Annotated in this window: 17 protein-coding genes and 2 pseudogenes; 2 read left to right on the top strand and 17 right to left on the bottom strand. The window is 42.0% G+C overall.

Going from position 1 to position 22,303, the window contains the following annotated elements:
• The first annotated feature begins 2 nt into the window (after positions 1-2).
• Positions 3-896 (top strand): YegS/Rv2252/BmrU family lipid kinase, encoded by an 894-nt coding sequence (locus tag KFQ09_RS17765; RefSeq protein ID WP_255835855.1) that lies wholly within the window; start codon positions 3-5, stop codon positions 894-896.
• 12 nt (positions 897-908) lie between these two features.
• Here KFQ09_RS17765 and KFQ09_RS17760 read toward each other — a convergent pair whose 3' ends face one another.
• The 9 genes and pseudogenes from KFQ09_RS17760 to KFQ09_RS17720 form a co-directional block, all read right to left on the bottom strand.
• Positions 909-1,202, bottom strand: a complete 294-nt coding sequence (locus KFQ09_RS17760) for a YesK family protein (protein WP_046527197.1) — start codon at positions 1,200-1,202, stop codon at positions 909-911.
• A gap of 68 nt (positions 1,203-1,270) precedes the next feature.
• Positions 1,271-2,527 (bottom strand): dihydrolipoamide acetyltransferase family protein, encoded by a 1,257-nt coding sequence (locus KFQ09_RS17755; protein WP_255835854.1) that lies wholly within the window; start codon positions 2,525-2,527, stop codon positions 1,271-1,273.
• A 19-nt stretch (positions 2,528-2,546) separates the two neighbouring features.
• Complete coding sequence (locus KFQ09_RS17750) at positions 2,547-3,530, bottom strand: alpha-ketoacid dehydrogenase subunit beta (protein WP_007501148.1); 984 nt, start codon at positions 3,528-3,530, stop codon at positions 2,547-2,549.
• Between the two features lie 11 nt (positions 3,531-3,541).
• On the bottom strand, positions 3,542-4,534 hold the full coding sequence (locus KFQ09_RS17745; protein ID WP_017357956.1) for a thiamine pyrophosphate-dependent dehydrogenase E1 component subunit alpha: 993 nt from the start codon (positions 4,532-4,534) through the stop codon (positions 3,542-3,544).
• Positions 4,535-4,551: 17 nt separating this feature from the next.
• Positions 4,552-5,976, bottom strand: a complete 1,425-nt coding sequence (gene lpdA, locus KFQ09_RS17740; RefSeq protein WP_035390778.1) for a dihydrolipoyl dehydrogenase — start codon at positions 5,974-5,976, stop codon at positions 4,552-4,554.
• Positions 5,966-7,087, bottom strand: a complete 1,122-nt coding sequence (gene buk, locus KFQ09_RS17735) for a butyrate kinase (protein WP_370648306.1) — start codon at positions 7,085-7,087, stop codon at positions 5,966-5,968. The genes lpdA and buk overlap by 11 nt, the downstream gene beginning before the upstream one ends.
• A 33-nt stretch (positions 7,088-7,120) precedes the next feature.
• Entirely contained in the window at positions 7,121-8,215 is a 1,095-nt protein-coding gene (gene bcd, locus KFQ09_RS17730; protein WP_035390779.1) for a branched-chain amino acid dehydrogenase, read from the bottom strand.
• Between the two features lie 25 nt (positions 8,216-8,240).
• On the bottom strand, positions 8,241-9,134 hold the full coding sequence (yqiS, locus tag KFQ09_RS17725; RefSeq protein ID WP_008342231.1) for a phosphate butyryltransferase: 894 nt from the start codon (positions 9,132-9,134) through the stop codon (positions 8,241-8,243).
• Positions 9,135-9,259: 125 nt separating this feature from the next.
• Positions 9,260-11,331, bottom strand: a pseudogene (locus tag KFQ09_RS17720) (sigma 54-interacting transcriptional regulator).
• Positions 11,332-11,480: 149 nt separating this feature from the next.
• Here KFQ09_RS17720 and KFQ09_RS17715 point away from each other — a divergent pair.
• Positions 11,481-11,716, top strand: a pseudogene (locus tag KFQ09_RS17715) (DUF2627 domain-containing protein).
• Between the two features lie 33 nt (positions 11,717-11,749).
• On the opposite strand, the gene KFQ09_RS17710 reads toward KFQ09_RS17715, so the two are convergent.
• The 8 genes from KFQ09_RS17710 to dxs form a co-directional block, all read right to left on the bottom strand.
• A complete protein-coding gene (locus tag KFQ09_RS17710) occupies positions 11,750-12,487 on the bottom strand; it encodes a glycerophosphodiester phosphodiesterase (RefSeq protein WP_035390781.1) in 738 nt (245 codons plus the stop codon).
• 226 nt (positions 12,488-12,713) lie between these two features.
• A complete protein-coding gene (locus KFQ09_RS17705; RefSeq protein ID WP_255835852.1) occupies positions 12,714-13,814 on the bottom strand; it encodes a Rap family tetratricopeptide repeat protein in 1,101 nt (366 codons plus the stop codon).
• Between the two features lie 450 nt (positions 13,815-14,264).
• Positions 14,265-15,068: a sporulation transcription factor Spo0A gene (spo0A, locus tag KFQ09_RS17700; protein WP_008342226.1), complete on the bottom strand. Its 804-nt coding sequence runs from the start codon at positions 15,066-15,068 to the stop codon at positions 14,265-14,267.
• A gap of 283 nt (positions 15,069-15,351) precedes the next feature.
• Entirely contained in the window at positions 15,352-16,629 is a 1,278-nt protein-coding gene (gene spoIVB, locus KFQ09_RS17695; RefSeq protein ID WP_255835851.1) for a SpoIVB peptidase, read from the bottom strand.
• 198 nt (positions 16,630-16,827) lie between these two features.
• On the bottom strand, positions 16,828-18,561 hold the full coding sequence (gene recN / locus KFQ09_RS17690) for a DNA repair protein RecN (protein ID WP_035390783.1): 1,734 nt from the start codon (positions 18,559-18,561) through the stop codon (positions 16,828-16,830).
• Positions 18,562-18,595: 34 nt separating this feature from the next.
• The gene (gene ahrC / locus KFQ09_RS17685; RefSeq protein WP_007501163.1) at positions 18,596-19,045 is read right to left on the bottom strand and encodes a transcriptional regulator AhrC/ArgR; all 450 of its coding nucleotides are present in this window, start codon (positions 19,043-19,045) and stop codon (positions 18,596-18,598) included.
• 367 nt (positions 19,046-19,412) lie between these two features.
• Positions 19,413-20,267, bottom strand: a complete 855-nt coding sequence (locus tag KFQ09_RS17680) for a TlyA family RNA methyltransferase (RefSeq protein WP_007501164.1) — start codon at positions 20,265-20,267, stop codon at positions 19,413-19,415.
• The gene (gene dxs / locus KFQ09_RS17675) at positions 20,264-22,165 is read right to left on the bottom strand and encodes a 1-deoxy-D-xylulose-5-phosphate synthase (RefSeq protein ID WP_007501165.1); all 1,902 of its coding nucleotides are present in this window, start codon (positions 22,163-22,165) and stop codon (positions 20,264-20,266) included. The genes KFQ09_RS17680 and dxs overlap by 4 nt, the downstream gene beginning before the upstream one ends.
• Positions 22,166-22,303 lie beyond the last annotated feature (138 nt).

Here is a 22,303-nt window from a genome sequence, read left to right as displayed (position 1 = left end):
TGATGGCACAATTCAAAAAAGCGATACTCATTTATAACGGAAATGCTGGACAAAAAAACATGGAAAAAACACTAGGTCAAACAGTGCCTCTTCTTTCTTTACATATTGATGAACTCATCCTTAAGCCTACAAAACAGCCGAATGATGCCTATCATTTCTGCCGCGAGATGGATGAGTCGATTGAATTGTTGATTATACTAGGCGGAGACGGAACCGTCCATGAATGTATGAATGGAATTGGCGGTTTAGAAAAAAGGCCAGCTGTAGCGATCTTACCTGGCGGGACGTGCAATGACTTTTCTAGAACGCTGGGCATCCCTCAGCAGATGCCAAAGGCCGCTCAAATGGTGATAGATGGCACTGAAAAAAAGGTCGATTTAATCAAAGCAGAGGATCGATACCTTTTAAATTTTTGGGGGATTGGTCTCATCGCAGATACCTCAAACAATATTAATGATAAAGAAAAAGCTGTCCTCGGAAAAATCAGTTACTTCACGAGCGCTCTTCGAACCCTTCAGCAGACAGAACCTTTCTACGTACGCATTGAAACCGAAGAGGAAAACTGGGAAGAAGAAGCTGTGATTGTCCTTGTCATGAATGGGCACTTTATCGGTACAAATAAAATAGATCTGCCAAATGCTTCAATTGATGATGGAAAAGCCGAAATTTTAATTTGCAGAAATACGAGTTTCTCTGCTTTAAAAGAGATTTTTTCAATGAACCGCGAAGAGCTAGAAGATTTTAAAGGTGACCTGTCTCTTATTCAAGCATCCCGCATTCATATTCATACAAAAGAGGAAATGGATGCAGATACAGATGGTGAGGTATATATGACTGCTCCTTCTTCCCTTGAAGTATTAAAACAGCATTTGACCTTTATTGTTCCAGCAGAATAAAAAGCGCCTGCATCATTTCGATGCGGGCGTTTTTTTGATATAACGTCTGTATAAATATTCAAGTGCATACCCTAGCAGTGTACCTATAAGAAGGGAAATGCCTAATAAACTATTGGCGACTCCTTTAAATCCACCTATCATCAACAAGCAATAGGCGATTTGAAAGATTGAAACGATTGATATGATTAGCAGTAAGCGTTCAGGATGATTGCGTGATTTGGAAATATACCGAAGAAAAGCGAACGCAATGGCTGTGATAAACATCAGACCAATCGTAAGAAAAGCAAAGAAATCTAATCCAGACATCTCATCGCTCCTTTCTGATTGATATGGAAATCCCCCTCTCATTGTGAGAAGGGGACATATAAATGAGCTTAATAGACGGACGTCTCTTCGTCAATGCCTTCAAGAATTTGTTTAATTCTTTGCAGGAATCTACCGCATACAAGACCATCGAGTACTCTATGATCTAATGAAAGACAAAGATTCACCATATCTCTTGCGGCAATCATACCATTTACAATCATCGGGCGCTTTACAATAGATTCTACTTGTAAAATGGCTGCTTGCGGATAGTTAATGATCCCCATTGATTGAACCGAACCAAACGATCCTGTGTTGTTCACAGTGAAAGTGCCGCCTTCCATGTCACTTTGCTTCAGTTTGCCTTGTCTGACCTTGAAAGCAAGTTCATGAATTTCCTTGGCGATTCCCTTAATCGTTTTCTCATCCGCATCTTTAATCACTGGGACAAAAAGAGCGTCATCTGTCGCAACAGCAATGGAGACATTGATCGCTTTCTTTTGAACAATTTTATCACCAGCCCACATGCTGTTCATTTCAGGGAATTCCTTTAAGGCCTGAGCCACTGCTTTGACAAAGAACGCAAAGAACGTCAAATTAAAGCCTTCTTTTGCTTTGAATTGATCTTTTAGCTGATTTCTTCTTGTCACAAGGTTTGTCACATCCACTTCCATCATCGTCCAGGCATGTGGAATTTCATGCTTGCTTCTTAGCATGTTTGCGGCAATCGCCTGTCTAATCGGAGTGACCGGCAGTTCAACATCTCCAGGCATTGAAGGGATGGAAGGAGCTGCTTTTGCTTGTGACGGCTTTGCAGGTTCTGTTTGACCCGTACCTTCACTCACAGGTGCTGCCGTTTCTTGTGCGACTCCACTTTCGATAAGCTTCAGCAAATCTTTTCTTGTGATTCTGCCGCCAGCTCCCGTTCCATGAACAGCCGCTAAATCAATTCCGTGCTCATCTGCTAAACGCAGGACTGCCGGAGAGTATCGTTTCTTTTGACTCTGATCCACATTTGTTTGGTCAGGTTCTGGTGCTTCATCTTGCGCAGGCGCCTCTTCTGTTTTCGCACTCTGCTGCGCACTGCCTTCTACTTCAATTTCACAAAACACTTCTCCTACTTGAAGTGTATCACCCTCTGCAGCCGCTAGTTTAGTGATTGTTCCTGTATAGGATGACGGAACTTCTGCATTTACTTTATCTGTCATGACTTCCGCAATCGGATCGTATTTATTCACATGATCGCCAGGTGAAACGAGCCATTTGCTAATGGTTCCTTCTGTTACACTTTCACCAAGCTGAGGCATTTTCATTTGTTCAGTTGCCACTTTGAAACCCTCCTCTTTCTTAAAACGCCGCTAGTTCTCTCATTTCAGCTTCTACCTTATCCGGATTAACCATGAAGAATTTCTCCATTGTCGGTGCATAAGGCATTGCAGGGATATCAGGTCCTGCTAGACGTTTAATTGGCGCATCTAAATCAAACAAGCAGTGCTCTGAAATGATGGCCGCTACTTCACTCATGATGCTTCCTTCTTTTGTATCTTCTGTTAACAAGAGTACTTTCCCTGTTTTTGATGCCGCTTCAATAATCGCTTCTTGATCAAGCGGGTACACTGTACGTAAATCGAGAATATGAGCAGAAATTCCGTCCTTCGCAAGGCGCTCTGCTGCTTGGAGGGCAAAATGAACACAAAGGCCATATGTAATGACCGTAATGTCATCGCCTTCTCGTTTCACATCCGCTTTTCCAATAGGGAGCGTATAATCCTCTTCAGGCACTTCTCCTTTAATGAGACGGTATGCACGTTTGTGTTCAAAGAACAATACAGGATCTGGATCACGCACTGCGGCTTTTAACAACCCTTTGACATCATAAGGTGTAGAAGGCATCACAATCTTTAAGCCTGGCTGATTGGCAAAAATGGCTTCGACCGATTGTGAATGATAAAGCGCCCCGTGTACGCCGCCCCCGTAAGGAGCACGAATGACCATTGGGCAGCTCCAATCATTATTGGAACGATATCTAATTTTTGCAGCCTCTGAAATGATTTGGTTGATGGCTGGCATAATAAAATCCGCAAATTGCATCTCTGCGATCGGACGCATTCCATACATAGCAGCCCCAATACCTACACCTGCAATCGCTGATTCGGCAAGAGGTGTATCCATGACGCGCGCTTCTCCAAATTGCTCGTAAAGACCCGCTGTTGCTTTAAATACGCCGCCTTTTTTCCCGACATCCTCTCCGAGCACAAACACTTTCGGATCTCGCTCCATTTCTTCTTTCATCGCTAGTGTAATAGCGTCTATATATGACATAACAGGCATTTTTCTTCCCCTTACTCCGCATACACGTAACGAAGTGCGCTTTCTGCATCGGCATAAGCTGCATTTTCCGCTTCATCAGTGGCTTCGTTTACGATTTGCATGATTTCTTTGGTCATGTCTTCTTTCATTTCAGAAGTCATGACATTTCCTTCGATTAAGTACGTTTCATATTGAATGAGCGGATCTTTCTTTCTAGCTTCGAGCACTTCTTCTTTTTCTCGATAGCTAGAATCATCGTCATCACTTGAATGCGCAGTTAACCGGTAAGAAATGGTTTCGATCAATGTTGGGCCTTCGCCTCTTGCCGCACGGTCTCTCGCTTCTTTGACCGCTGCATACACTTCAAGCGGATCATTTCCATCAACCGTCACACCTGGCATTCCGTACCCTATTGCACGATCTGAAATACGCTCACATGCCACTTGTTTGTCATACGGGACAGAAATCGCATACTTATTGTTTTCACACATGAAAATAACAGGCAGCTTATGCACTGCAGCAAAGTTGGCGCCTTCGTGAAAGTCTCCTTGGTTTGAAGAGCCTTCACCGAACGTGACAAAGCTAACAAAATTCTTTTGCTCTAGACGCCCGGCAAGTGCGATGCCAACCGCATGAGGAACCTGTGTTGTCACAGGCGATGATCCAGTCACAATTCGGTTTGATCTTTGCCCAAAATGACCTGGCATCTGTCTCCCGCCTGAGTTTGGATCGTCTTTTTTCGCAAAACCAGACATCATTAAATCTTTCGCCGTCATCCCGAATGCAAGGACAACCCCCATATCACGGTAATAAGGTAAAACGTAATCCTCTTCCCTATTGAGGGCAAAAGCGGCACCGACTTGCTGCGCTTCCTGTCCTTGACAAGAGATGACGAATGGAATTTTTCCAGAACGGTTTAAAAGCCACATCCGTTCATCAATTTTTCTTGCTAAAAGCATGGTTCTATATATGTCAATCGCTTGTTCATCTGATAATCCTAATTCCTGATGACGCATGTTACTCATCATGTTTCCCTCCTTGATTAAAAATGGATCGCCTTTCCGTCAACAGCCAGTGCTGCCTCGCCAATTGCCTCTGACAAGGTTGGATGCGGGTGGATCGTCTGTCCCACTTCCCACGGAGTTGCATCTAATACTTTGGCTAATCCAGCTTCAGATATCATATCTGTTACATGAGGACCAATCATATGAATCCCTAAGATATCATCTGTCTTTTGGTCAGCAATGATTTTGACAAATCCATCAGACTCTCCAAATACAAGCGCTTTTCCGATGGCCATAAAGGGAAACTTCCCAATCTTGACTTCGTAGCCTTGCTCTTTTGCCGCCTGTTCAGTCAGTCCAACGCTAGCGGTTTCTGGGTGAGAGTACACACATTTAGACACGAGCGTTTCATCAAGCGGCTTTGGATCTTGACCAGCCATATGTTCTACTGCAATCATGCCTTCATGTGATGCGACATGCGCCAGCTGAAGACCGCCAATGACATCACCTATTGCGTAAATATGCGACTCTTTGGTTTGGTAATGCTCATTCACGACAATGCCATGATTTTCTGTCTGGATGTCCGTGTTTTCAAGACCTATGCTTTCCACGTTTGGCACTCGGCCAACTGAAAGAAGCAGTTTCTCTGCTTCAAACGACTGAGTGTCTCCACCTTGTTCCACTTGGATCTTGACCAGATTCTCATGCTTTTCTGCAGTATCTGGCAGAACCTTCGCATTTGTCACTAAGGTGATGCCCTTTTTCGTTAAAAGCTTTTCCATTTCTTTAGAAATATCTTGATCCTCTGTTGGCAAAATGCGATCTGCAAATTCGATCACTGTGACTTTTACGCCAAAATCGTTAAGCATGGAAGCCCATTCGATCCCAATCACGCCTCCGCCGACAATCAGCATGGACTGAGGGAGTTCTTGCAGTTCAAGTGCTTCGTCTGATGTAAGGATGTGTGTTCCATCCGCTTCAAGTCCGGGCAGGACGCGCGGTCTTGATCCAGTCGCAATGATGACCTGCTTAGGAATCAGCATTTCATTTTCATCGCCATTCGCCATTTCTACCGAGATGGTGCCTGGCATTGGCGAAAAAATCGAAGGGCCTAAGATACGGCCTATTCCTTCGTATACATCAATTTTCCCTTGTTTCATTAAATGTTTGACGCCGCCTGCTAATTTGTCGACAATCTCTGTTTTTCTTTTTTGTACGCTTGCAAATTGTAAGGCAATTCCGCTTGCTTCAACGCCAAAATCAGCGGCACGTTTGACCGTTTGATAGACTTCTGCACTTCTAAGCAGCGCTTTAGATGGGATACAGCCTTTATGAAGACATGTTCCACCGAGCTTTGATTTTTCTACGACTGCTGTTTTCAATCCAAGTTGAGAGGCACGAATGGCCGCTACATAGCCGCCTGTGCCTCCACCAAGAATGACGAGGTCATATTCAGTTGCCATGACTTGTCACTCCTTTCTCCGCCTTTTGATCATTTGGGTATTCTTTTGGTGATTCTTCTTCTTTTAAAATGCGAAGCGCCCCTTCTGCTAAGGATTGCAATTCATTTTCACCTGGGTACACAACAACATCTGAAATCCAGTCAATGTATCCTCTAATGCTTGACGTAATTTGTTTGCTGTAGGCAAGGCCGCCTGTTAACACAATGACGTCTACAGCTCCTTTTAAGACCGCACTAGCCGCACCAATTTCTTTGGCAATTTGATAGCACATCGCTTCATAAATAAGCGCCGCACGCTCATCGCCTGATTCAATCATTCGCTCTACTTTTACTGCATCTGTCGTGCCAAGATAGCCCGCAAGACCGCCTTCGCCAATAATGCGTTTGAGCATTTCCTCTTGCGAATATTCACCAGAAAAGCATAAATTAACAAGGTCACCTGTTGGGAGAGTACCTGCCCGCTCTGGGCTGAAAGGACCCTCACCATGAAGACCGTTATTCACATCAATGACTTTTCCTTTTTGATGTACACCAATCGTAATTCCGCCGCCCATATGGGTAATGATCATGTTCAAATCTTCATAACGTTTTCCAAACGAAGCAGCCGTTTTTCTTGCGACTGCTTTTTGATTTAACGCATGAAAAATGCTTTTCCGCTCAATTGTTGGCAGTCCTGAAATACGAGCAATTGGCTGTAGTTCATCTACGACTACGGGATCAACAATAAAAGCTGGGATGTTAAGACCAAGTGCAATTTCTCGGGCAATGATTCCGCCTAGATTAGAGGCGTGCTGGCCAGCATACCCTTCTTTTAGATCTTCAACCATTTGCTCATTTACTTCATATGTGCCACCTTCAATCGGGCGAAGCAGACCACCGCGTGCGCAAACTGCATCAAACTTTGAGATGTTCATCCCCTGTTCATGCAGTGTTTTTAAAATGGTTTCTTTACGGAATGAAAATTGATCAATGATATGAGGAAACTGCTTGATTTCCTCATCTGTATGTCTTAATGTCGTTTCAAAAATAGATCGTTCATTATGAAACACACCGATTTTTGTTGAGGTAGAGCCAGGATTAATCGTGAGTATACGCCATTCTTTTGTCAGCAAAAACAAAACCTCCGTTTCAACTCATTCATCCATTTAGCGACGACTTAAAATATGTTGACCATTTTGCAGGAATTGGCTTCTTGATTTGCGCATTCTTTCAATTCGCTCTTCAGCCAATCGGTCTGCCGCTTTATAAGTTGGAATGGCATCACGGTTAGAGATTTCAATCACTCGCTCAATGTTTTGGTAAATGCCTTCTACTTTTTTCATTGCACGATCGGCATTATAGCCATAAAGCTCATCTGCAACGTTAATCACACCGCCTGCATTGATCACATAATCCGGTGCGTACACAATGCCCATTTCATGAATAAGATCTCCATGATGTGTTTCTCTCAGCTGGTTATTCGCTGCACCTGCAATGACTTTTGCCTTTAATTTAGGAATCGTCACATCGTTAATGGTTGCACCGAGTGCACATGGTGCGTAAATATCACATTCTTGATCATAAATATCATCAGGGTCTACCGCTTTTGCACCGAAGTCTTCTACAGCTCGCTGAACTGAGTCTTTGTTGATATCAGTAACGATAAGCTGTGCGCCTTCTTCATGCAGGTGTTTACATAGGTTGTAAGCCACGTTTCCAACACCTTGAACGGCAATTGTTTTTCCTTCTAATGAATCTGTACCGAATGCTGCTTTTGCAGCTGCTTTCATGCCTTTATATACACCGTAAGCAGTCACTGGAGATGGGTTTCCTGAAGAACCAAATGCAGGAGAGATGCCTGTGACAAAGTCTGTTTCTTCATGGATAAGATCCATATCTTCTACCGTTGTACCGACATCTTCAGCGGTGATATAACGGCCATTTAATCCTTGAATGTAACGGCCAAAAGCACGGAACATTTCTTCATTCTTGTCTTTTCTCGGATCGCCAATGATGACCGTTTTACCGCCGCCAAGGTTAAGCCCTGCCGCCGCATTTTTATAAGTCATACCTCTTGCAAGACGCAAGGCATCTTCGATCGCTGCTTCTTCATTTTCATATGTCCACATTCTTGTTCCGCCGAGTGCTGGCCCAAGTGTTGTATCATGAATGGCAATGATGGCTTTTAAACCAGACTGTTCATCCTGACAAAATACAAGCTGTTCATAATCGTATTGTTCCATATATTTAAAAAGTTCCATTTTCTATTCCTCCTAATACTTTCACTTAATTTGATGTACAGATGGCAAGTGCAATTGAATAGAGCTTGCTTTCAGCTGAATCAGACCGGCTTGTTAAAGCAATCGGTGCTTTCGCTCCTGCCACCACAGCTCCCACTTTTGCATGAGCAAAGTAGATGAGAGATTTATAAAGAATGTTACCTGCTTCAATGGTTGGCACAAGCAAAATATCTGCATGACCAGCCACATCACTCGTAATATTTTTATGAGAAGCTGCCGTTTGAGAAATGGCATTATCTAAAGCAAGCGGCCCATCAATCAGACAGCCAGAAATTTGACCTCTTCGATTCATTTGCGCAAGGCTTGCAGCTGTGAGCGTCGAATCCATCGCTGGGTTTACGACTTCTACCGCTGATAATACCGCCACTTTGGGCATATCATTTCCGACAGCTTGTGCGACTTGAACGGAATTCACCGTAATTTCTTTCAGCATATTTAAATCAGGCGCAATGTTCATCGCAGAGTCCGTTACATAGATAAAACGGTCAAAGCCTGGTACTTCGAAAGCTGCAACATGTGAAAGGACACTCGCTGTCCGAAGCCCATACTCTTTATTTAGGACAGCTTTTAACAGTACGGCTGTCGGGACATGACCCTTCATGAGAATATCTGCATGATTTTCACTTACTGCCTGAACGGCAATTTTGGCAGATTCTTCGGGTGAATCTGAATGAATAATATCTATCCAGTCTTCATTGATCTCATGCTGTTTGACTAGCTCCTTTAGGTTGCGTTTGTTTCCAACCAGCAGGAAGCGAGCGACTTTTCGTTCGATTGCCATTTTGATGGCATGAAGCACTTCTTCGTCTTCTGCATGAGCCACAGCCGCTGTTTTATTCTGCAACTGCGAGGCTTTAATAATCAGATCGTCAAGCTTCATACTTGCCCACCTTTCCTTGTGCTCGGTTCCTCTTTTTATATGCAAGTTCCGTGCCAGCTTGAAATGTGTGAAAAATAAGCCTTTCCGCAAAGAAATTATGCAATTTCTTGCAGGTTACGTGCATGTTACTGCATGCTATCTTTTGCAAGATGATACTTATCCATTTTATAGTAAAGATTTCGAATGCTGATCCCTAACGTTTTCGCTGTTTTTGTGCGATTGAATTGATGTTTTTCAAGGGTTTGTTTGATCAGCTGCGCTTCAAATGCTTCTACAGCCTCTGAGAGCGTCTCCCCTCAAATTGACTAACAGCCAGTTCCTGCTGCTCTTTTTCCTCATGCTCGTCTGACTCCATGAAGGCGATATGCGCTTCATCGATCCATTCTTCTTGCGGATTCAAAAAGATCATCGCTCGTCCAAGCACATTTTCAAGCTCTCTCACGTTGCCTGGCCAGCTATATGATCGAAGTCTATGAAGCGCACGATCTGTTAAGCCGCTGACGTTTCGCCCATAGTCTAAATTGATCTTCTGGATGAGGCGTTTACTTAATGATTCAATATCTTCGAGACGCTGTCTGAGCGGTGGGATCGATATCGGGTATCTATTCATTCGATAATATAAATCCTCTCTGAACTTCCCTTCTGCCATCGCCTTTTCAATATTGACATTTGTCGCTGTGATCACACGCACATCGACCGGTATCGCTTTCGTTCCGCCTACCCGAACAATTTCTTTTTCTTGCATGACACGCAGCAATTTCGCTTGTGTACTTGGCGTCATTTCACCGATTTCATCTAAAAAGATGCTGCCTTGATTGGCTTCTTCAAACAGCCCTTTTTTCCCGCCTCGCCTTGCACCAGAAAACGCTCCTTCCTCGTAGCCAAACAGTTCTGACTCTAAAAGAGTTTCTGATAAGGCAGCACAGTTGACACGGACAAAGCGGTTGTACTTGCGATCACTTTCATTGTGAATGGCATGCGCAAACAGCTCTTTCCCAGTACCTGATTCTCCTCGGAGTAAAATGGTTGCCGGCGTTTTTGCACCCAGCTTTGCCTGCTCAAGCGCGACAAGCATTTGTTCACTTTCTCCAATAATGTCTTCAAATGTGTACTTTGCTTCAAGTGTTCGGATGAGCTGTCTTGCTTTATTTAATTCATTCGTCAATGATTGAATTTCGGATACATCGTGAATGACCCCGACACTGCCTTTTAGAATGCCGTCAACAATAACAGGTGCTACATTGACGATGACATCTTTTTTGTTTGGACCAACCTTCATTCTGACACCTCGAACAGGTCTTCTTGTTTCAAGCACCTTTAAGTGCATGCTTTCCCCTTCGGAAATATCAGCTCCTGCTGGTTTCCCCACGACCTCTTTATCCGATAAACCGGTCATTTTCGTATAAGCACGGTTGATCAAAATACCTTTCCCCTGCTCATCGACAACCGATATGGCTTCATCTGATGATTGAATAATCGCCTCAAGCATCGTTCTTACTTCTTTGAGGTTCGTTACTTCCTCCGCAAGCTCCACCGCATCTGTTATGTCTTTAAAGATCGATAAAGCACCTAACATTCTCCCCGCGTCATCAATAATCGGCAGACGGGTGGTCACAATTTGAATTTGCTGATTCAAAAATTGCTTTTGGTTAAATTCCGGCTCCCTTGACCTTAATATATCGGGAAGTTTCGTGTTCGGAATCACTTCTCGAATGTGACGGCCAATCGCATCCTTTTGCGAACACCCCACCATTTTGGCAGCCGATCGATTAAACAGGACCACTTCTTCATCCATATTAATAAAAATCATGCCATCATTCGTTGCATTAAAAATGCGGTCATGTTTATAGGTTTGTTCCTTCAATATTTGAATAAGCTGTTGTTTCTCTGCCATTAATTCTGACATGACATATGCCATCGAGCTTGGCACAATCACAGCATGCTCTGGTTTTTGTTCAATTAGTTCCTTCAGTACAGCAGAACTGCCTGTGGTTTCAATGATGATATCAATGTCATCTTTTATGTATTCTTTCCAATCCGTCGTCGTCTCAATTCCATTCTTTTTCGCTTCATCCATCCCCGGTGCCTCGAGATCAAGGTCGGCGATCGCAATGATTTGAACCGTATTTGTTTTCAGCAATGTTTCAAGCAGTGCTGATCCACCTTGTCCTGCACCGACAATCAAGACTCTCTGCATCCCGTTACCCCTTTATATGAAAAATTTTGCACACCATATTTTTCCGTTGCAAAAAATTGCACAACACCTATATTACCACGTTTTCCTTTCTTGACAAAATATTTTTTGAATTAGACAATGGAAGTAAATGACGTTTAAGGGGACATTTGATGGGGAGAATACTGGCATTAGTGATTATTTTAATACCTGGAGCCTTTGCAGCACTTGGCATTAAGCTGCTGCGTGACACTGTTTTCGGCATCATCATTGCACCATTTCCATATTTATGGCTGCAAGGAATTGCAGGGTTGTTATTTTTAGGGGAGGTCTTTATGTTGTTGCAGGATTTATTTTATATAGAGACCGTAAACGAAATAAAGTAACAACTCGTTTTAAGCAAAGGTAATCATGAAAAAGACCCGCTGTTGATAGCAGGTCTTTATTTCATTTCTTCTCTTATTTTGACGGCTCGATCAGGAAAATCAGTAAAGATTCCATCAACACCCAAGGTCAACATATTTTTTATTTGCTTCTCACTGTTTACAGTAAACGGTCTGATCACTTGTTGGTCCGCATGGAGAGCGGATACAACTTCTTTTGTCACCCCAGCACCCTTTATATTCGGATGGTACCCCTTTGCCGGGATTGTTTTTAAATACATCTCCGGCTGATGAATCACATCCATCGTGAGGACCGCCAGTTCAATGTGCGGCATCAGCTTGTGAAAAAGAGCTAAGCTGCCGTGATGAAATGATGAGACAAGCACTCGATCCTCTATTTGAAAGTGCTCAATTTGCTCTTTTACTTTTTCTTCAATCCCTGGATATCGATAAATAGAGTTTTTTAATTCAATGTTGATCATAAAGGATGATCTCTGCGTCACTAACTCTAATACTTCTTCTAAAAGAGGAATGGTGACCGCACCCGTTTCTTCATAGAAAGAATGACTGGCATCTCCTCTTTTTAACTCTTCATATGTATAGTCTTTCACTAACCCTTTCATATTGGTCGTTCGGTTCAGTTTTTCATCGTGAATAACAGCCAGCCTGCCGTCTTTGGTGAGCTGAACATCAAGCTCAATTCCATCCGCTCCAGAATGGAGTGCGTGCTCAAAGGCAATCATCGTGTTCTCTGGATAGTTTCCTTTAAAGCCTCTATGCGCAAAAATTTTCGTCATATGCCACCTCTAAATATGATGATTACCTATATTATGACGTGTCTTTTTTCGTTTTGCCAGTTTGAGCACATAAAAAAACCTCTTCTAATAAGAGAGAAGAGGTTGACAGGTAAATTCGATCACGTAATCGCTCTGATGGCTTGCTCTGTCGTCTCTGCGTCAAGAGCAAAAAGGGAAGAAACAACTGCGACTGCTGTAACGATTGTTACACCTAACAACAACTTTTTCATAAGATAACCTCCACTTTCTTTTGAAGTATTTGCGCATCGAATTTCTTTTCAAGAAAACGAATGGCATTTTGATAATCATTTCGTTCCTTGAAGTATTTCGATATTTGTTCAGACAAATCCTCAAGCTCCACATATAATCTATTTTTTTCTATGTAGTCTAATTTTTCAGAGAATACGTCTGCTGCTCCACTATTTTCGCACATCAAATCCAAAATTTCAAATTTTACTATATATTCATTATTTTGGATATCGCAGCTATATTGAATCCCCTCTTTAATATATTCTTTCGCCTCATGATCTCCTAAATGAACTAAGGCATTTGCGAGAACATATAAAGATTGGATGAAATAATGGCTATTGTCGCGATGAATTTGAATGCTCATCCCTTTTTTGGCGTATTGCGCACTTTTTTCATAATCAGGTTTTGCGTAATAAAGAACCGCTAAATTGTGATAGCACTTCCCAATCAGCACTTCATTGTTAATGCGCTTACTTTTCTCAAGTGCCTCTTGGTACTTTTCCTCAGCTTCATCAAACTGTAGTAAATCAATACAGTTGCTCGCATGTAAGATCAAGCTGTCAATCGCCTGTGCGGTATATTCTTCATGCGCTTTAAATGTATCAATGGCTTTTTTAATATGATTAATGGAAATGAAATTTTGCTTCAGTTCGTAATAAATGGAAGCGACTTTATGATGAAAAGTTCCGACTTCAAGATCTTCATTCACACGTTTTAGCCGCTGCTCAGCAATCTTATAAAAACTAATCGCCTCATCATATTTTTTGACATAGGCAGCATATTGGCCTTTATAAAAGTAAAAATAAAAATTAATAATGTCATCTGCTTTTTCATCCAGCGTTCCGACACTTTTCATAATCTTATTGGCTTTTTCAATATTTCCAAGTAACATTTCATGTCTGCCGTCGACTAGCTGATAATAAAGAAGAACTTCTCGATCCTCATCTGTATTTTTTAGCAAATTCTGAATTTTCTCTTTATAGACAGCAGATTTTTCTAGGTCATTCTGAGAAATGACCCTCGTCCACTTGCTAATTTCGTTCGCAACCTCAGCAGAGTGGATTTTCAGCTTTCCCATAACCTCACCCTCTTCTTTTCATTATTATAGCATAGTAAAAGAATGTGAAAATTATTAAATTCGACAATGGGAATATTCAGTTCAAATGGCACAATCTCTAAGAAGCCAGTGACTTTAAAACGCCAACCAATCAGGTCAATAGAAATAGAACTTTCGATCTCATTTACTTTATTTACTAATTACATAAGACCTTTTCCTCTCATCCTTTTTCTTACGAATGAGCGTTTTCTTCTTCTATAAGCCAATTGATTAGCGTAGCTGATTACCACTATTTTATGTCCTATTCATTTCTTTCATGCTTTATTTTTCATTTTATTCTGAAAATAAAGCGACCCGTTTGTCCAATTTAAACATTAAAGATGATTTTATCAACATAACCATTTTTTAGCAATATTTTACAAAAATAAAAAAACGCCTCATTGAAGAAACGTTTTTTTATGGACGTTGATTTTAGCTTGCTCTATGCTCTAAACGCAGACGATCAGCCACCATCGCAATAAATTCTGAATTGGTCGGTTTGGCTTTTGACATGCTGACTGTGTAGCCAAAGAGTGACGAAATGGAGTCAATATTCCCTCTGCTCCAAGCCACTTCAATGGCATGACGAATCGCTCGTTCTACCCTGCTGGCTGTCGTGTTAAATTTCTTTGCAATGTCTGGGTACAATACTTTTGTAATACTGCCGAGTAGTTCAATATCATTGTACACCATCGAAATGGCTTCTCTTAAGTATAAATAGCCTTTAATATGAGCTGGCACGCCAATCTCATGAATAATCGTCGTAATGCTCGCATCTAAGTTCTTACGTTTCGGTTCAGGTTTGCTGCGAAGGACACTGTTTTGGATAGATGAAGATCGATGGCTGACTTGTGTGCCGTTTCCACTGACTTGACGAATATGACCTACGAGGTTTTCCATATCGAATGGTTTCAAAATGAAATAGGATGCGCCCAAATCGACTGCTTTTTTCGTTACGTCTTCTTGTCCGAAAGCCGTCAGCATAATGACACTTGGCTGTTTAGTCATTTCATTGTTTTCACGGAGGCGTTCCAGTACAGCAAGACCGTCTAAATGAGGCATGATAATATCTAAGAGGAGAACGTCGGGCTCTTTATCTTTAAATAATGTCAGACATTCCTGACCATTATACGCCACGCCAAGTACTTCCATATCTTCCTGTCCCTCAATATACTCTGTCAAAAGGCCAACAAGTTCTCGATTGTCATCAGCTACACACACTTTAATTTTCTCCACGTTCTTTCCTCCCCAATGTCGATTCCTTAGTCTTTTGCATTTCTCTTCTGAGTGTTCAATTCGACAAAACCATGCTATCCCCTTTAAAAAAGTTTAATTTTCCGAATAATAGAGCATTATCTAGCTTTTTCTACGTTTTTCTTAATGAATCGACGATTATTGCAATTTGACAACACACTGTTTTCCATTTTGTCGAAAAATCTCTTTTTCCTTATTTTATAACATGATGGAAGAGAAAGAAAGGGTAGAAAAAAACTGCCGGAAGATTCGCGGCAGTTTTTCATCAGCTTGCTTTTTTGTTTTTTTGATAAAGGTCAATTCCTGCTTCTGACAGCATCCATTCAATGTGTACGCCGTATCCGCTTGTCGGGTCATTGACGAACACGTGAGTGACCGCTCCAATGACTTTGCCATTTTGGATGATCGGACTACCGCTCATTCCTTGAACGATCCCGCCCGTTTTGCTTAATAAGCGTTCATCTGTTACTTTAAGCACCATTCCTTTTGTTGCCGGGAATTTTTGTGGTGTTGTGCTGACGATTTTAATATCAAATTTCTCTACTTTATCATGGTCCACGACCGTTAATATTTCGGCTGGACCTTCTTTTACTTCATTTGATAATGCGACTGGAAGTGGTTTGTCTGCTACATGATTTTCAAGTTTTTCGGTTAACGTACCAAATATACCGAATGGACTGTTACGTGAAATATCACCTATCGTTTTTCTTTCGGAAGAAAACCTGGCCAATTTTTCTCCAGGGTTGCCTCCTGTCCCTTTTTCAATGGATGTGACAGTTGATCTGACAATTTCACCATTGTCGACCACGATTGGTTTTTTTGTATCCATGTCAGAAATCACATGCCCAAGGGCGCCATATTTTTTAGAAGATGGTTCAAAGAAGGTCATCGTCCCGATTCCTGCTGCGGAGTCACGAATATAAAGACCAATTCGATAAGTACCTTCACTTGAATCTTTAGCGGGTGTTAATGTCGTTTGAAAGGTTTTATGGTCTCTTTTTATGAGTAAATGAAGGGTTTCCCCCGTTTTTCCGGCTTTCTGAATAAATGGGGTGAGGTCATTCATCTTCTCCATTTTCTGACCATTGATCTCAATGATCATATCCCCTGATTGAATGCCTGCAGCTTCACCTGGTGATTTTTTGCCGTCTGCTGTTGTGATTTGATGAAAACCGACAACGAGAACTCCGACAGAGTGGAGTTTGACGCCAATGGATTGTCCTCCAGGAATGACTTTTAATTCGGGAAGAACATCGACTTTTGTTTTCTTAATAGGAAATCCTTTAAAATCATAAACAATTTCGGCTTTTCCCGCCTTTTGTCCCGTTACTTCAAGTTGATTCTTTTTCTCTGAAAGACTAAAGGCTGATGAAGAAGCATTGGCTGACGCTTCAATGGATGTATCAATCGAATGCTTCTCGTGTTCAAATACTGCGACAGTTGTTGGAATGCTGATATATTCCTTCACTATGCTCATAAACCCTGTACTTATTAAAGAAACAAGGAGAATCACACCAATGGCTTTTCTCATCTTTTCGGGCATTCATTTTTCACTCTCCTCGCTCCTTACCCACACCAGAACATTAATGTTTTGGCTACATCTTTACTTTTGCCTTCTTAGCGAGGATTTATAACCGACACCTTTAGAAAATGATTGGATAAATTGATAAAAGAAAAAGACAATTTCATGCGTATATACGGCGAATATGAGACAATATAAAAAAGGCAGCTGTTGTTTCAGCTACCCTGTCGTTTTGACATCATTTGCTTGGTGCAGTAATTCTTTTGCATGCTGTTTTGTGAGCTCAGTGACTTCTACACCAGCAATCATTCGGCCAATTTCACTCACTTTTTCATCATCACTGAGTGGTTTGACGTTCGTCATTGTTCTGCCAGCTTTAGCGCGTTTAGAAATAAAAAGATGTGTATCAGCCATTGCTGCGACTTGCGGCAGATGGGTAATACAGAGTACTTGTGAGCCTGCTGCTACTTTATAAATTTTTTCAGCAATGGCTTGTGCGACTCTGCCGCTAACGCCCGTATCCACTTCATCAAATATAATGGACGTCACTTCTTGTTTCGCTGAGAAAATACTTTTCACTGCCAGCATGACACGTGAAATTTCTCCTCCAGATGCTACTTTTGACAAAGATTTCATCGGTTCACCCGGATTTGTTGAAATGACAAATTGCGCTTGATCTATGCCGTTTTTCCCGAGCTGTACGGGTTTTCCATCTAAAAGCGGGCAGTCCGTACTGCCAAAAGGTGCATATCGAATCGAAAAAGCGGTATCAAAAGAAGACTTCTCCATATATAAATCCTTCAATTCAGCTTGAATGTGCTTCGCCAGTTTTTTCGCCCATTTTTTACGGAGCTCTGACACGTTAAGCGCTTCAAGCAATGCATCCCGGCTTATCGCATCAAGTTTGTTTTTAAGTGTCTGCAAATGGCTGTCTCGATTTTGGATTTGGTCTATCTCCTCTTCAATCTTAGCCGCATATTCTAAAATTTCCTCAACGGTTGTGCCGTATTTTCGCTTCAGCTGCTTCATCTCATTTAGTCTAGACTCAATAAAATCAAGACGGGCTGGGTCAAATTCTAATTGATCAAGCATGCTGCGCATTTGAAAAGTAGAATCTTCTAATAAATAATAGGAGTTTGACACTTGCTCAGAGAGCTTTTTCAGATCGTCGTTGATCTCAGAAACTTGCTCAAGCTCGCTTGAAGCCATCCCAACCCAATCAAGTCCTCCCTGCTCATTACGCAGAGCATTATATGCGTTTTGAAGTGAGGAAAAGATTTTTTCAAAATTGCTGATTTGATGACGTTCCTCTTGAAGCTTCTCATCTTCCCCAGGCTCTAATTGTGCCGCTTCAATCTCTTCCAGCTGAAATTGCAATAAGTCTAACCGGTGAACCATTTCCTGTTCATTTTCAGACAGCTGTTTGAGTTTTTGCGCCGTCTTCATATATTGATCATACGCTTCTTGATACTGCGAGAGAGCAGGTGCAATTTCTTCTGCTCCAAATTGATCAAGCAAATGTAAATGATTTTCATCTTCCATTAACAGCTGATTATCGTGCTGTCCATGTATATCAAGCAAAAGCCGGCCAACTTCTCTTAAAAGCGAGATGGTGACAAGCTTACCATTAATGCGGCAAATGCTTTTCCCGCTTTGATTGATATCACGGCGAAGAATCATCATTTCATCAGATGCATCAATTCCTTGCTCCTCGCAAAGAGCAAATACAGGATGATCTGCTGGTACAAGAAAAAGACCTTCCAGCTCTGCTTTTTTTTCACCATAACGGACAAATTCGGATGATCCTCTTCCCCCTACGAGAAGTGAGACAGCGTCAATCATGATTGATTTTCCGGCACCTGTTTCCCCTGTTAGAACTGTGAGTCCTTTTTCAAACGAAACCGTTAACTCCTCAATGATTGCAAAGTTTTTAATGGTTAGTTCTGCTAACACTCATTTGACACCTCTTTTTGTAAACCTGATCTCTTTATAGAAGTTCTAAAATTTTAGACGAAACGGTATCCGTATCATCTGGCGTGCGGCAAATGATTAAGATGGTATCATCCCCACAAATGGTTCCCATAATTTCTTCCCAATCTAAATTATCCATTAAAGCACCGATGGCTTGAGCGTTCCCAGGCATTGTTTTTAGAACGATTAAATGACTGGCAGCATCCATTTTAATAAATGCGTCCATTAAGGAACGCTTTAATTTTGATAGCGGGTTAAACCGCTGATCTGCAGGAAGGCTGTATTTATATGTTCCGTTATTTGTTGGCACTTTGACTAAATGCAGTTCTTTGATATCTCTTGATACGGTCGCCTGTGTGATGTTATATCCATCCGCTTTCAAAATATCGACTAATTCGTCTTGTGTTTCGATTTCTTGGCTTGCGATAATTTCTCTAATCTTAATATGTCTTTGACCTTTGTTCATTTTGACCCCCCTAGACGTTAGAATCTCAGTTTGTCTTTACGTTCTATGTTATATGATGCACACTTCAAAAAACAAGCATTACGTGAGAAACGGTCAATTCTGATCTTTTGACCATGTAAAAAGGAATAATAGCGAGCTATTATTCCTTTCAGCATGTAGACAAACCCTCGCATTCTTTGTCAGTCCTGCGCTCTGGTGCTCACGAATGCCAAATTCGCTCCGCGCCAGTACTCGTCCTTCCTAGGGCTGCAAAGGTTTTCTATCACGCTGAAAAGAAGACAAAGGGCTAAAATCAAGTTCATTTTAGCCCTTTGTCAACAATCTAAAAGGAATAATAGCGAGCTATTATTCCTTTTGTTTCAATAATTCATGTGTCAGCCGGCTCAGGACTGTTTTTCTTTTCTTTCAATACGGCATGGGCTTCTTTGACGACTTTTTCAAGTTCAGATACTGGAAGTGCCGTATTCTCTTCTTGATCGGGATGCAGGACCAAGTGGAGGAGAAATTCGATATTTCCATCTCCGCCTGTAATGGGTGAAAACGAAACATCCTTTACATCATAGCCTTCTTTTGCAGCAAATTGATTCATTTCTTCTAGCACACCAAGATGTACAGAAGGTTCTCGCACAATGCCTTTTTTTCCAACAAGCTCTCTGCCCGCTTCAAACTGCGGCTTCACTAGCGCAATACAGTCGCCGCCTGGGATAAGAATATGCTTTAATGCGGGCAGAATGAGTTTGAGCGAGATAAATGATACATCAATAGATGCAACCTCTGGTAATCCTTCGGTGAAATCTGCCGGAACAGAATGGCGGAAGTTGGTGCGTTCCATGACGATCACCCGATCATCCTGTCGTAATTTCCACGCAAGCTGATTGTAGCCAACATCCACAGCATAGGATTTGACTGCTCCATTTTGGAGTGCGCAATCTGTAAATCCCCCTGTTGATGAGCCGATATCAATTAAAAGCTTTCCTTCAACGGTTAAATCAAATTCTTGAAGTGCCTTTTCGAGCTTTAGCCCACCTCGGCTGACATATTTCAGCGGATTCCCCTTCACAGTCAGCGGGGTATCACGAGCGATTTTTTCTCCTGGCTTATCCAAACGGTTTTCATTTGAATAAACGATCCCTGCCATAATGGCGCGTTTTGCTTTCTCTCTCGTTTCCATTAGTCCTTGTTCGACTAATAAAACGTCAAGTCGTTCTTTCTTTGATGTCATGATCCAATTCCTTTTCTTGGTGCTGCGGGAAGCAGGTCACGTAACGTTTCAGCAACCTGCGTTTTCGTCAGTCCAATTTCCTCAAGTAGCGCATCGACACTTCCATGCTCAATAAATTCATCTGGAATGCCCATACGTTCTACTTTTATATGAGACGCTTTTTTGTCGTGAATATATTCTAATACGCTGCTGCCAAATCCACCTTGAAGCACCGCTTCTTCTATTGTTAAAATTGGCAAACCTTCAGACAGTATCTCATTTAACATGCCTTCATCAAGAGGCTTAATGAAACGTGCATTGACAACACGGATTGATTTACCTTCTTTTTGCAGTTCTTCTGCTGCCTGCAGCGCCATTTTAATGGTTGTACCGAATGTTAAAATGACAGCATCTTTCCCGGGACGAAGAACTTCCCAAGAACCAATTGGGATGGTTTTCAGCTGTTCATCCATTTTGACGCCTAGTCCATTTCCACGCGGGAAGCGCATGGCGATTGGACCATCATCATATTGAATGGCTGTGTTGACCATATGCTGTCCTTCATTTTCATCCTTTGGCATCATGAGAACCATATTCGGCATATGACGCATGAAAGCAATGTCAAACACACCTTGATGTGTTTCTCCATCTGCACCGACAAGACCTGCACGGTCAATTCCAATGAACACATTGAGATTTTGACGGCAAATATCATGCAGCACTTGATCATAGGCTCTTTGAAGGAACGTTGAATAAATCGCTAAAAATGGCTTCATGTCCTGTGTAGCAAGTCCGGCTGCCATTGTTGCAGCGTGCTGCTCTGCAATTCCAACATCAAACATTCGCTCAGGGAATTCTTTTGCAAATCCTTCAAGCTTTGAGCCAACGGGCATTGCAGGTGTAATCGCGACAATCCGCTCATCTTCCCGTGCAAGCTTTCTGACGGTTTCACTGACGAGACCACTCCATGACGGTGCAGCTGCTGTCGGTTTTACAAAGTCACCTGTGTCGATTTTGTATGGGCCTGTTCCGTGCCATGTGCCGATCTTATCAGATTCGGCCGGCTTATAGCCTTTTCCTTTTTTCGTGATGACATGAAGGAGAACCGGGCCTTTTGTTTTCTTTGCGTATTCAAGATTCTCAAACAAATCTTCATAGGAATGTCCATCTACTGGTCCTAAGTAAGTAAAGCCCATTTCCTCAAAGAACATACCAGAAACAAGCAAATATTTCAGACTGTCCTTGATACGTTCTGCTGTTGCAGCAAGCTTCCCACCTACTGCTGGGATACGCTTGAATAAATATTCAAGCTCGTCCTTTACCCATTGGTATTTACCAGCTGTACGTAGTCTGCCAAGCATTGTATGGATCGCACCAACGTTTGGCGCAATACTCATTTCATTGTCGTTTAAGATCACAATCATGTCTTTTTTTTCATCCCCGATATGGTTCAGTGCTTCTAACGCCATACCGCCGGTTAGTGCACCATCGCCGATAATCGGGAGAATGTATTCATCTGTTCCTTTAATGTCACGCGCTGCCGCCATTCCCATTGCACCAGATAATGAGGTTGAACTGTGTCCAGTCTCCCAAACATCATGTTCACTTTCATTTCGTTTGGGGAAACCGCAGAGCCCTTTATATTGACGAAGCGTATCAAACTCGGCGCCTCTTCCAGTTAACAGCTTGTGAACGTAAGACTGATGTCCAACATCCCAAAGAAATTTGTCTTTCGGGCTGTCAAATACTTTGTGAAGTGCAACAGTAAGTTCAACGACACCAAGGTTTGGACCAATGTGCCCACCAGAGTTCGCTAACGACTCAATTAAAAACGTGCGAATGTCCGCACTCAGCTCCTCTAATTCTGCATTTGACATTCCTTTTAGAAACGTTGGATTTTTTATTGATAAAAGATCCAATCAGGATCAACTCGCTTTCAACAAAATTTCTATCTACATATATAATGCCTTATTCCTATGAAAACCAATTCAGGAATAAGAGTTGTCTCATCATGATAAACTGTTTACAGTTTACCACAATTGCTCGAGGACCCTCAA

Source organism: Bacillus sp. FS02, from assembly GCF_024398395.1.
GTDB classification, from domain to species: Bacteria; Bacillota; Bacilli; order Bacillales; family Bacillaceae; genus Bacillus; species Bacillus altitudinis.
The sequence above is the reverse complement of the archived record's forward strand: the minus strand, read 5'-3'. Positions and strand labels throughout refer to the sequence as shown.